The organism is Ruegeria sp. AL2 (genome assembly GCF_056540845.1).
The window spans coordinates 73,763-85,436 of record NZ_JBQFXM010000004.1 but is presented as its reverse complement, the minus strand read 5'-3'; the positions used below and the strand labels follow the sequence as shown (position 1 = coordinate 85,436).

The following is an 11,674-nucleotide window of genomic DNA, read 5'->3' as shown; positions in this document are numbered from 1 at the left end:
GTTTATCCCCCAGCCCTGGTTTCAATACTGCGCACCAAAGATGTCGGCACTCGAGCTTCGCGCAGCCGGGTTAGAACCTTCGTCTTTTCCTTCGGTGGCATCGCACTGTTCGCCTCGACTTGAGCTACAAGTTCGGCGCGTTTCTCGTCCGTAAGCTCGACCATTCCGGGGTCTGCACCCGCCTCAAGTCGCAGGGGCCGAACACGCACGCCCGACCCAAGCAGGGGGGTTCGTCCGACGACGACCTCACGCCCTTCCAACCCGTCGCCCCGCAGCAGAACTTCATCCCCCTGGCGGCGGATGAGCTGAACCGGCAGACTTTCCAATCGGTCATCAGGGCCAAGAACCAGAACTGTTCCGGATGCATCAAGGACCGAAGACGGCAGTCGGTAAACTCCGGCAAGGGGCTGTTCCTGAACTGAAACCGTAACGAAATCTCCAGGTTTAAACCCCGATGCCTCTTGCAGGCGGGCATAGATCAACCGCCCGGTCTGGCCTTCACCGGCAGACCCGCTATCGCGGCTAATCTGGCCAATTGCGGTCAGATCGGTCCCTGTGACTTCAAGAGATATGGTGACCGGCGCATTGATCAGACGATCGCCGCCATCCAGAAGCCGCACATATTGCGCGGTCGACACCCGAAACGCCACCTCTAAGTCGTTGGGATCAAACAGTTCAGCAAGCTTTTCATTTGCAGATACCAGCCGCCCTTCCACAAGCGTAACATCCGTTAAAGTGCCGCCAAAGCCCGCCCGGATTGTCATGTCGCCCAGATCGCGCTCCGCAGCTTCCAGTGCTATCATGGCTCGGGCAAACAGGGTTGATGCCTGATCCACACGGGATTCAGCCTGTGCCAGCGCAATACGCCGCGCCAGAACGGCCTGTTGCGATGATGCTGCGGCCAGTTCGGCCTCTTCCACGCTGGCGGCGGCCCCCACGCCCCGTGATTCCAGATCCCGTTGGCGTTGCAACGCCCTTTCCCGCAGTTCCGCCTGAGCCTCGGCCGATTTCAGCTCGTCCTGCGCCAGCAGCAACGAGCGTTCTGCATCTCGCTCTTCAAATTGGGCGTCCAAGAGATCGGACTTTGCCCGATCCAGCGCAGATTGCGCATCTGCCGGATCCAGTTCGACCAGCACTTCGCCAGCCTCAACAATTCCACCATCTTCAAAGTCTTCTGCCAGCGCGACAACGCGACCTCCAAGCGCCGCACGCAGCTCCAGCCTGCGGCGGCTTTGAACCTCTCCGAAAGCTTCAAGATATGGGGTGACGGTTTCCGCCTCGGCAGGCCGAACCGCAACAGCAAAGATCCTTTCTCGCGAGGGCGGTGTCGCGTTATCGTGCGTCAAAGCCTCCTGAACGGCCCCCACGATCATCTGCACGGCAACGAACAACAAAGCCAGCGCCAGAAACGCCAGAAAAATACCGACAAGACTATGCCGCAGAAATCGCATCGATCAGTTACCCCGGTTGCACCACGCTGCCGTCCACAACATGTAGCTGGATCAGGAAATATGCCAAGCCACAAGGCGGTTATACGGAACGGAACGTATGACCAGTCTACTTCCGTCGCAGATGTTCGTCCAATCTGGGCATTATTTCCACAAAATTGCACGGGCGATGGCGATAATCGAACTGTTTTTCTAATATACCGTCCCACGCATCCTTGCAGGCTCCCGGGCTGCCGGGCAAGGCGAACAGGTATGTCCCCCCGGCAACGCCCCCCGTCGCCCGCGACTGCACCGCCGAAGTTCCAATCTTCTCCATCGAGATGATCGTGAAGACGGTGCCAAAGGCTTCTATCTCTTTCTCATAGACATCGCGATGCGCCTCGACGGTGACATCGCGCCCGGTCAGGCCCGTTCCGCCGGTCGAAATCACAACGTCGATCTGTTCGTCCGCCACCCACGCGCGCAACTGATCTGCGATCTCTCTGCGCTCGTCCCGAATTATCCTCCGATCTGCGACGACATGGCCTGCCTTTTCGATCCGGTCCACCAATGTCTGACCCGAGCGGTCCTCTTCCATCGATCTGGTATCCGAGATTGTCAGAACGGCGATCTTAACCGGGATGAACTCCATTGTTTCGTCAATGCGCGACATGTGGTGTCAGGCCCTTTCCAGGATGGCAAGCCGGACCGCAAGGGCCGCAAAAATGCCCCCTGCAATCCAGCCCAAAATACGTGAGGCGCGCGGATTCGAGACCAGATGACGCCCCGCGCTTCCGGCGAAAACACCAACCAGCCCGTTCACCACGAACCCACCGGTGCCGATGATTGTGCCAAAGATCAAAAACTGCACCAGGACTGATCCCCGCGACGGGTCAACAAATTGAGGGATGAAGGCAAGAACGAACAGGATAACCTTGGGGTTCGTCAGATTGACAAGCATTCCGTCCCAAAAAGACAACCGGGCCGGTTTGACGGGTGCCTCGGCTGATACTGCGCCATTTCGAATGGCACACCAGGCCAGATACAACAGGTATGCAACACCAACCCAGCGAATGACATCGAACAGCGATGGCACGGCCGTAACCGCCGCGCCAAGGCCCAGCCCAGCCAGAAGGACCTGTATCATTCCACCCGCGGAAATCCCGGCACTTGCGGCAATTGCAGCACGCGGACCTGATCGCAAACCCTGACCGAAACAGAACATCATATCCGCCCCCGGTGTCAGGTTCAGCGCCAGCGCAGCGGGAATGAAGGCAAGCAGCGTTACCGTCTCGATCATACGGCGACCTCGAACCAGTTTACCTTGGGACCGAGATTGGCGATCCGGGTGCGGCCAATCGAGCCGCGATAACCCCAGCTGTCGTGAATATGGCCGCAAAACGTGAAACGGGGCTGTATCCTTTCGATCGCGTTCCGGACAGCGACCGAACCAACAGCCATACCTTGCGAGGTCACATCCCCATGACCCTTGGGCGGTGAGTGCGAAATCAGGATATCTGCTCCGCTGCAGCGCGCCAGCAGTTCGGCGGCCTCACCCTCGGTCAGATCACAGGACCAATCACCAAACGGTGTGGGTGGAACACCGTAGCCAAGCCCGAACAGGCGCAATCCATCCACCGTCATTCCCGTTCCATGCAGAACATGCACACCCTCGGGCACAGCTTTGCCCAGATCCTCTGCGCTTTCTGCATTCCCGGGTATCAGGACCAGGGGCGCTGAAACGCCCGAAAGCATCTGCATCGCTTCGTCCAGACCCAGACGCATGTTACAATAATCCCCGGCGCCAATAACCAGGTCGGCATCAGCGCTGGCCGCCACCAGATCAGCGGCGCGATTGCGCGCCATGTGAAGATCGGAAAACGCCAAGACCTTCATGACTCACCTCGCAGCCGGGCTTTCAACTCCAGCAGATCAGCCCAGGCCTGACGCTTCATTTGCGGCTGGCGCAGCAAATAAGCTGGATGAAACATCGGGATCACAGGCAGGTCCAGCGCCTGATCCCACTGGCCGCGCAATCGGGTAATCCCGCGCTTGCCCAGAACGGCCTGACAGCTGATATTACCCATCACCACCAGCACCTCGGGCCGGGCCAGCGCCACGTGACGTTCCAGGAACGGCTTCATCATCCCGATTTCTTCGGGCTTTGGGTCACGGTTCTGTGGGGGCCGCCATGGCAGCACGTTTGTGATATAGACGTTCTGCCTGCGATCCAGATCAATCGCGGCCAACATGCGATCCAGCAACTGGCCCGCGCGCCCGACAAAGGGTTTGCCCTCGCGGTCTTCATCGCGGCCCGGAGCCTCACCGATGATCATCACCCGCGCACCGGGCGTTCCATCAGCAAAAACCATCTGCCGCGCCCCGCGCTTCAGCTCGCAGTGATCAAAAGCTTCCATCGCATCGCGCAGCTGATCCAGTGACCCCGCCCCCTTGGCCGCTGCTTGCGCAACCGTTACCGGGTCAATCTGTCCGGGCTTTGACGGGGTGGTTGCCGCAACCTCTGCCTTTTTGGGCTTTGGTGACGTATCCGGCACCGAATATCGATCAACCGGAGCGTCCCCGATTGCCTCGGTCACGCCCAGTTCGACCTGCCATTCCAGCAGGGCCCGTGCAGAGTAATAGTCCAAGCCCGATTCCATAAGGGTAATTTACCTGCCTGAGGGCTGATGGAAAGCGAATTGGGCTTGATCGGTCGCTCTGTCGCGTCGACCATCAGGGCACGATGCTCAGAACCTTGCGAATACTCCTGATCGGGCTTGGACTGGTGCTTACCGGCAATCCGGTATTGGCGACGTTCCACAACGAACAGGGCCAGTGCCGTGCGGGCCAGTTCAAATGCGGCACCACCTGCTGTTCCGGCGGTCAAAGATGCAGCTTTGATGGGCACTGCATACCGCTGGGCGGCACCTATTGCGGTGGCGGGCGCAGTTGCGGTCCGTTTGAACGCTGCGTTGCCGGAGGAGCGAGCTGTGCACCCACAGGCGCGAACAAATGCACATCGCGTCTGGATTGCCCCGGTGACAGTTTTTGCAATGGGCGCGGCGAATGTGAACGGATCACACCAGATCCGGGTACAGCCCCCCCCACAATATGCGAGGATGGCCGCACTTGCGCGCGCGGCGCGTCCTGCTTGCCGGGTGGGGGTTGTTCCCGCCCGGGATGGTTCCTGTGCGAAGAAACAGGCTCGCAGTGCCGTCCGGGATTCAAATGCTCGACCCATCAGGGTTGCGTGCCGATCAAAGCCATCGACTGTGGATACGGCAAATGGTGCAAACCGGGTGAACAATGCCTGCCAGAAGGCGGCTGCGAAAAACTGCCAGAGGGTTCTGATCCCTAGGTTGCTTTGCCCCGCGTGGCTTTCTATAAGCGGCCCGATTGACAGACAGGAGCCCGCCCATGCGTTTCGCCCATCGTCACCTTCTTGGCATCGAGCATCTGTCGCAATCCGATATCACCGAAATTCTCGACCTGGCCGAAACCTATGTCGACATGAACCGCCAGTCGACCAAACATTCGGACGTGCTGTCGGGGCTGACCCAGATCAACATGTTCTTTGAAAACTCAACCCGAACGCAGGCAAGCTTCGAACTGGCTGGCAAGCGTCTGGGCGCGGACGTGATGAACATGGCGATGCAGGCCAGTTCGATCAAAAAGGGCGAGACGTTGATCGACACTGCGCTGACCCTGAACGCGATGCATCCCGACCTTTTGGTGGTGCGTCACCCGCATTCAGGCGCGGTCGATCTGCTGGCGCAAAAGGTCAACTGTGCTGTTCTGAACGCAGGCGACGGGCGGCATGAACATCCGACACAAGCGCTACTGGACGCGCTGACGATCCGCCGCGCAAAAGGTCGCCTGCACCGTCTGAACATCGCCATTTGCGGCGATGTCGCGCACTCCCGTGTTGCACGCTCGAACCTGATCCTGCTGGGCAAGATGGAAAACCGCATTCGTCTGATCGGCCCGCCCACACTCGTGCCGTCGCAATTCGCCGAGTTCGGGGCCGAGGTATATGACGACATGAACGAAGGCCTCAAAGACGTCGATGTGGTCATGATGCTGCGCCTTCAGAAAGAACGAATGGATGGGGGCTTCATCCCGTCAGAACGCGAGTACTACCACCGGTACGGCCTGAATGCGGAAAAACTGGCGCTGGCCAAACCCGATGCCATTGTCATGCACCCCGGCCCAATGAACCGCGGGGTTGAGATCGACGGAACCCTGGCTGATGACATCAATCGATCCGTTATACAGGAGCAGGTGGAGATGGGGGTCGCTGTCCGGATGGCCGCCATGGACCTTCTGGCCCGCAACCTGCGCGAGGTTGCATGAACAGTCTGAAGGTCGCCCCCCATGAACGCGGCGTCCTGCGCCTGTTCTCGATGGACATGCGCCCAGAAGAGGCAAAGTTCCTGCGCGAACCGGGTGCCGCCGATCAGGTGCTTGGCGTCGACGGGCTGGACCCCGAGCAGATCGACATCTTTCCGGTGTCCGACCTCGAGGAACTTGGGCTTTACGGCTATCTGAACGAAGGGTGTGGCGTGTCCGAGGATCAGTTGGACCGTGCCGCGCTGGCGCAGATCGGCGGATGGGTCATGGTCCTGCGCAGCGCAGCGTTCAAAGACCAGACCATGACACTTGAACCCGATCCCCGGCTGCACCTGACGGGCCTTTTCACGGAAGAGGCAACCAATTGGACCGGCGGAACGATCGAAACCGAAAGCGCCAGACCTTTCTCGGCCCCGCAAACCGCGCCGGTTGACAACAAACCGCTCCGCATAGGCTCGGCTGTTATGGCATTGGTAGTACTTTTGATCACCGGAGGGATTCTATGGCTGATCCTGTAGTCTTTGCCCCGGACAAGGGCGCGTATATCCGCACCAATGCGTGGCTTGCGGCCGCTGCCATGGCCGGTGCAATGGCTGTGTTGTGGTTGACCGGCAACCCATATGTCTGGACCGGAGCACCTGCTGGCCTCGCCGCTATCGGCATCCGCGCGTGGTATCTGGCATCGGAAGAACTGGCCGCAAACTGGAAGATGACCGACACTTTGTTGACCGGTCCCGGCGAGCGAAAAGTTGCGCTGAATCAGATCGAGGCGGTCAAAACCATGGGCAGTTTCGTGCAAGTCGTTACCAAGGGCGGAGACAAACACCTGATCAAGTATCAGGCCGATCCCGCCGCCACGAAGGCCGCCATCGAAAGGGCTGTTCCATGAATACCGTTCTTTTCACCAACGCACGCCTGATCGACCCCGAAGCGGGAGCAGAGTCAACTGGCTGGTTGCAGGTGAACGATGGCCGGATTACCGCCCGAGGCGAAGGAATTGCTCCGAGTACGGAGGGGCATATCGTAGATTGCAACGGCAAGTGCCTCGCCCCTGGCATCATCGATATTGGCGTCAAGGTCTGTGAACCCGGTGAACGTCATAAGGAAAGCTATCGGTCAGCAGGACTTGCTGCCGCGGCTGGCGGTGTCACGACGATTGTCACCCGACCAGATACTCTGCCAGCAGTCGACACACCGGAAACGCTGGAATTCGCGACACGCCGGGCGCAGGCCGATGCGCCGGTCAATGTTCTGCCGATGGCTGCCCTGACCAAAGGGCGCGAAGGGCGCGAGATGACCGAAATCGGGTTTTTGTTGGACGCGGGCGCGATCGCCTTCACCGATTGCGATCACGTCATCACCAATACAAAGGTGTTTTACCGCGCCCTGACCTATGCGAAGTCCTGTGGCGCGCTTGTGATAGCCCATCCGCAAGAGCCGGGGCTGAGCGCCGGGGCCGCGGCGACCAGCGGCAAGTTCGCAGCATTACGCGGCCTGCCTGCGGTTTCGCCAATGGCGGAACGAATGGGGCTGGACCGCGACATTGCCCTGTTGGAGATGACCGGCGCCGCCTATCACGCCGACCAGATCACCACGGCCCGGGCGCTGCCTGCACTGGAGCGCGCCAAGCACAATGGGCTGGACATAACCGCAGGGACGTCGATCCACCACTTGACGTTGAACGAGCTTGACGTGGCCGACTATCGCACCTTCTTCAAGGTCAAGCCGCCGCTGCGATCAGAAAACGACAGGCAAGCGGTTATCGAAGCCGTTCGCACCGGGCTGATCGATATCATCAGCTCGATGCACACCCCTCAGGACGAAGAAAGCAAGCGCCTGCCGTTTGAAGAAGCGGCCTCGGGTGCGGTCGCACTGGAAACGCTTCTGCCCGCGGCCTTGCGCCTGTATCACGCGGGCCAGCTGGATCTGCCGACGCTGTTTCGGGCCATGGCCCTTAACCCGGCCAAGCGGCTTGGGTTGGACAGCGGTCGCCTGTCGAAAGGCGCGCCAGCCGATCTGGTTCTGTTCGATCCGGATGTGCCTTTTGTGCTTGATCGGTTTGCACTAAAATCAAAATCTCAGAACACTCCATTTGACGGCCAGCGGATGCAAGGTAAGGTCATTTCGACCTATGTAGCAGGTAATGAAGTGTTCCGGAGACCCTGATGCCCCCAATCGACAACTCGACTAGCGAACTGCTCCAATGGGCGGTGGTTGGATACCTGATGGGCTCCATTCCCTTCGGCTTGTTGCTTGCCAAGATCATGGGGCTGGGAAATCTGCGCGAGATCGGGTCCGGCAATATCGGGGCGACAAATGTCCTGCGCACCGGCAACAAGGCCGCTGCGGCGCTGACCTTGCTGTTTGACGCAGGTAAAGGCGCGGCGGCCGTTCTGATTGCACGTGCCTATGCGGGTGAAGATGCGGCCCAGGTTGCCGCTCTTATGGCGTTTCTGGGCCATTGCTTTCCGGTTTGGCTGAGCTTCAAGGGTGGCAAGGGCGTGGCGACCTTTCTGGGACTTTGGCTGGCACTGGATTGGCGCGTTGGTGTTGCCTGCTGCCTCACCTGGCTGGTCGCGGCGGCAATCTGGCGGATATCCTCGGTTGGTGCACTGGCAGCTGCTGCGCTTTCCACAACCTGGTTGTTGTTGCTGACAAACGGGACTACATTTATCCTTGGGATAATTCTGACACTTCTTGTCTACTGGCGGCACAGCTCGAACGTTGCGCGGATCAAGGCCGGAACGGAACCCAGAATCGGAAAACCGTGACTGCGTCAGACGCGTTTCTGTCTGCCCTTATTGCACTGCCGTTGGGCAGTTTCACCGGAACCTCCAGCGGTCGACGCTATGTTGTTGTGCGTCAACAAATGGCGCATGGTAAATCCCACAAGCTGGTTGCGCACGAGCTAGGCGGAACCGACTATATTAGCCTGAACCTGTATCAGACCCAGGGCAGCGGCGCGTTGCTTCGACCCTGTGAAATGCCCGCACACAAAGTCATCGCATTTGTCCTGAACCTAAGGCCGGATACCTGAGGCGGCTCGGCAAAAAAGAACAGTGGCTCTATCACCTGCGCACAATCACAATTCATTGTTTTGAACGTGATCAGCCCGCTTCCCAAATCGCTATCGTGACGGTCAATTACGGGCCACACAGGACAACAATCTGGGCCTTACGGCGGCAATTATTGCGGTGCTGAACGGGCTCATTTCACGAAAGGTGAAGCAATGAACAAGTTTAAATCTCTGATCAGTGGCGTGGCACTGTCTGTCACGTTGGCAACCTCCGCACTGGCGGCTGGCGTCGAAATCAACGCAAGCTCGACTGGTCTGGCCATGCAGGGCTATGATCCGGTGGCGTACTTCACCGCTGGCGAAGCGACCAAGGGCGATTACCGCATTACTGCATTGCACGATGATGCACTGTACCGGTTTTCGTCAGAAGAAAACAAAGTAGCCTTTGAAGCCAATCCTGATGCATATCTGCCCGCATATGGCGGCTATTGTGCCTTCGGCGCGGCCATGGGCTTTAAATTCGACGGCGACCCGAACCACTGGAAGATCGTTGACAACAAGCTGTATCTGAACCTGTCCAAAGACATTCAGGAGCGCTGGGAAGGCGACATCCCGGGTTTCATCGAAAGCGCGAGCGCAAACTGGGAAACGATTGCTGAAAAATCCCCGGCAGAGCTGCAATCGCAGTAAAACCTGATTATTTCAGGCACAGCGGCGGCGGGTTTTCCGCCGCCGTATGTTATTGAAGACCTCTTGCCCTTCCCATTCAGCGCATCAAGTGTCCCAATTCAATGGGCAATATTGTTTGGATACTGCGTTACAGGTCCAGAGTTACAGGTCCAGAATTGTGCTGCCAGTCGTTTGCCGCGCCTCAAGCGCACGATGCGCATCAGCAACCTGATCCAAGGCAAAACGCTGATCGACATGGATTTTGACCTCACCCCCCTCGACTTTGCCAAACAGGCGACGCGCCATTGCCTGACACACCGCATGATCCGCGATATGAGTAAACAACGTGGGCCGGGTGATCTTGAGCGAGCCTTTCTGGCCCAGAACCCCAAGGTTGAACGGTGGAACCGGGCCCGAGGCGTTGCCGAAGGAAATCATCATGCCCAGCGGTTTCAGGCAATCCAGTGATCCTTCGAACGTGTCCGCTCCGACCGAGTCCATCACCACGTCTACGCCCTGACCCTTTGTAATCTCAGCCACGCGTTCTGCGAAATTCTCGGACCTGTAATTGATGCAATGCGCGGCCCCGTTAAACCGCGCAAGGCTGCATTTCTCGTCACTCCCCGCCGTTCCGATCAAGGTGATGCCTTCGGATTTAGCCCATTGGCATGCGATCAGCCCGACCCCGCCAGCTGCCGCATGGAACAGGACCGTATCACCCCGTTTCAATGGTGTGGTCCGGTGAAATAGGTATTCAACCGTCAGACCTTTCAGCATCATCGCTGCACCGGCTTCGAATGTGATGCCATCCGGTAGCGGGCAAACCTGCGCAGCGGGCATCACGCGCGCCTCACAATAAGCACCGGGCGGGGCTGCGGCGTAAGCGGCCCGCTGCCCCGGCTGAAGGTGGGTCACCCCATCCCCAACCGCCTCAACGGTTCCCGCCGCTTCCATGCCTAAAGCATGGGGAAGATCAAGGGGATACAGGCCGGTGCGTTGATATACGTCGATGAAGTTCAACCCGCAGGCCTGATGCCGAATACGTATCTCACCCGGACCGGGGTCACCTACAGGCCTGTCTTCGATCCGCAAAACCTCAGGCCCACCAAATTCGTGAATCACAACCGTTTTCGCTGTTTTCTGCATCCTGACCTCCTCTTGCCTGCCATCAAGCTAACATGACTGTGACACAGGGCAATCCGTCCGATGCCGGAGTATTGATCCAGATTTCGAAAATTTATGTTATACTGAGGCATGGCGTTGCCGGTTGGGCCGGCCACGGGCAACTGAATGCCGGATCCGTTCCGCGGCGCAAGTCTCGCCAGGGAAGGGTGAAGAAATGGCTAAGACAATCGGAAACCCGATCAGCTGGGCGGCCCAGGCTCTGGGCGCCACAGGTGACCACGTTACAGAAAGCGTCTCGCAACTTGGCAGTGCAGATCCAACGCAAGTGCCAATGGTGCAGACCTTGACCCTGCAAGACCTACGCGCCTGCCTGAGGGCGGGGTATCAGGATTTTCTCGAAACCCGAGCGGATGTGGTGTTCATTGTCCTGGTATACCCGGTTGCCGGGCTTTTGATGTTCGGCTTTGCCCTGAATGCCAACCTGGTTCCGCTTCTGGCCCCTCTGGTCGCTGGCTTCGCGCTGATCGGGCCAGTTGCGGCCGTGGGCCTCTATGAGATCAGCCGCAAGCGTGAACAGGGCAGCGAGGTTCACTGGCTGGACGCATTTGGTGTGCTCCGCTCGCCGTCATTCGGAGCAATTCTGGTTTTGGGGTTTTACCTTGTGATGCTGCTGCTGCTTTGGCTGATGGTGGCACAAAGCATTCACACCTACACGATGGGCCTCGAGGTTCCAGCGTCGCTCAGCGCATTTGCCACGCAGGTGTTCACGACCTCCGCGGGCTGGACGATGGTCATTGTTGGAACAGCGGTTGGATTCGTTTTTGCGCTTTGCGCACTGGCGATCAGCGTCGTCAGTTTTCCCTTGCTGCTGGACCGTAAAGTAGGCCTGCCGGTTGCTGTTGTGACATCATTCAGGGTGCTGCGTCACAACCCCGGCGTCATTCTGACCTGGGGATTCATCGTAGCGGTGCTTTTGTTCCTGGGGGCTTTGCCACTGCTGTTGGGGCTTATCGTGGTGATGCCCGTTCTGGGTCATGCCACGTGGCATCTGTATCGCCGCGCCGTTGCGTGAACGCGCGGGAGACGC

15 protein-coding genes are annotated in these 11,674 nt (G+C 58.8%); 8 read left to right on the top strand and 7 right to left on the bottom strand.

What is annotated here, in order from left to right:
* Positions 1–2: 2 nt before the first annotated feature.
* The 6 genes from ACR0ID_RS07665 to ACR0ID_RS07640 form a co-directional block, all read right to left on the bottom strand.
* Positions 3–1,451 carry an efflux RND transporter periplasmic adaptor subunit gene (locus tag ACR0ID_RS07665; protein WP_480604686.1) on the bottom strand — a complete coding sequence of 483 codons (1,449 nt, stop codon included), beginning with the start codon at positions 1,449–1,451 and terminating at the stop codon, positions 3–5.
* 106 nt (positions 1,452–1,557) lie between these two features.
* Positions 1,558–2,100, bottom strand: a complete 543-nt coding sequence (moaB, locus tag ACR0ID_RS07660; RefSeq protein WP_480604684.1) for a molybdenum cofactor biosynthesis protein B — start codon at positions 2,098–2,100, stop codon at positions 1,558–1,560.
* A gap of 6 nt (positions 2,101–2,106) precedes the next feature.
* Positions 2,107–2,727, bottom strand: a complete 621-nt coding sequence (locus tag ACR0ID_RS07655) for a LysE family translocator (protein WP_480604682.1) — start codon at positions 2,725–2,727, stop codon at positions 2,107–2,109.
* Positions 2,724–3,323, bottom strand: a complete 600-nt coding sequence (locus ACR0ID_RS07650) for a metallophosphoesterase family protein (protein WP_480604680.1) — start codon at positions 3,321–3,323, stop codon at positions 2,724–2,726. The genes ACR0ID_RS07655 and ACR0ID_RS07650 overlap by 4 nt, the downstream gene beginning before the upstream one ends.
* Positions 3,320–4,087 (bottom strand): uracil-DNA glycosylase, encoded by a 768-nt coding sequence (locus ACR0ID_RS07645; protein ID WP_480604678.1) that lies wholly within the window; start codon positions 4,085–4,087, stop codon positions 3,320–3,322. Before ACR0ID_RS07645 ends, ACR0ID_RS07650 begins: the two co-directional genes overlap by 4 nt.
* Complete coding sequence (locus tag ACR0ID_RS07640) at positions 4,021–4,335, bottom strand: hypothetical protein (RefSeq protein WP_480604676.1); 315 nt, start codon at positions 4,333–4,335, stop codon at positions 4,021–4,023. The genes ACR0ID_RS07645 and ACR0ID_RS07640 overlap by 67 nt, the downstream gene beginning before the upstream one ends.
* Positions 4,336–4,844: 509 nt before the next feature.
* Between ACR0ID_RS07640 and ACR0ID_RS07635 the strand changes: the two genes are divergently transcribed.
* From ACR0ID_RS07635 to ACR0ID_RS07605, 7 genes are all read left to right on the top strand, one after another.
* Positions 4,845–5,780, top strand: a complete 936-nt coding sequence (locus tag ACR0ID_RS07635) for an aspartate carbamoyltransferase catalytic subunit (protein WP_267366053.1) — start codon at positions 4,845–4,847, stop codon at positions 5,778–5,780.
* Positions 5,777–6,295, top strand: coding sequence for a hypothetical protein (locus ACR0ID_RS07630; RefSeq protein WP_480604674.1), 519 nt, complete (start codon positions 5,777–5,779; stop codon positions 6,293–6,295). Before ACR0ID_RS07635 ends, ACR0ID_RS07630 begins: the two co-directional genes overlap by 4 nt.
* Complete coding sequence (locus ACR0ID_RS07625) at positions 6,280–6,666, top strand: hypothetical protein (protein WP_480474974.1); 387 nt, start codon at positions 6,280–6,282, stop codon at positions 6,664–6,666. Before ACR0ID_RS07630 ends, ACR0ID_RS07625 begins: the two co-directional genes overlap by 16 nt.
* Positions 6,663–7,943, top strand: a complete 1,281-nt coding sequence (gene pyrC / locus ACR0ID_RS07620; protein ID WP_480554247.1) for a dihydroorotase — start codon at positions 6,663–6,665, stop codon at positions 7,941–7,943. The genes ACR0ID_RS07625 and pyrC overlap by 4 nt, the downstream gene beginning before the upstream one ends.
* On the top strand, positions 7,943–8,548 hold the full coding sequence (gene plsY, locus ACR0ID_RS07615; protein ID WP_480604672.1) for a glycerol-3-phosphate 1-O-acyltransferase PlsY: 606 nt from the start codon (positions 7,943–7,945) through the stop codon (positions 8,546–8,548). The genes pyrC and plsY overlap by 1 nt, the downstream gene beginning before the upstream one ends.
* Positions 8,545–8,814, top strand: a complete 270-nt coding sequence (locus ACR0ID_RS07610) for a hypothetical protein (RefSeq protein ID WP_480604670.1) — start codon at positions 8,545–8,547, stop codon at positions 8,812–8,814. Before plsY ends, ACR0ID_RS07610 begins: the two co-directional genes overlap by 4 nt.
* Before the next feature lie 192 nt (positions 8,815–9,006).
* Entirely contained in the window at positions 9,007–9,483 is a 477-nt protein-coding gene (locus ACR0ID_RS07605) for a YHS domain-containing (seleno)protein (RefSeq protein WP_480486578.1), read from the top strand.
* 141 nt (positions 9,484–9,624) lie between these two features.
* Here the strand turns inward: ACR0ID_RS07605 and ACR0ID_RS07600 are convergent, their stop codons facing one another.
* On the bottom strand, positions 9,625–10,608 hold the full coding sequence (locus tag ACR0ID_RS07600) for a quinone oxidoreductase family protein (RefSeq protein WP_480604668.1): 984 nt from the start codon (positions 10,606–10,608) through the stop codon (positions 9,625–9,627).
* A gap of 193 nt (positions 10,609–10,801) precedes the next feature.
* Between ACR0ID_RS07600 and ACR0ID_RS07595 the strand changes: the two genes are divergently transcribed.
* On the top strand, positions 10,802–11,659 hold the full coding sequence (locus ACR0ID_RS07595) for a DUF2189 domain-containing protein (protein WP_480604666.1): 858 nt from the start codon (positions 10,802–10,804) through the stop codon (positions 11,657–11,659).
* Positions 11,660–11,674: the final 15 nt, after the last annotated feature.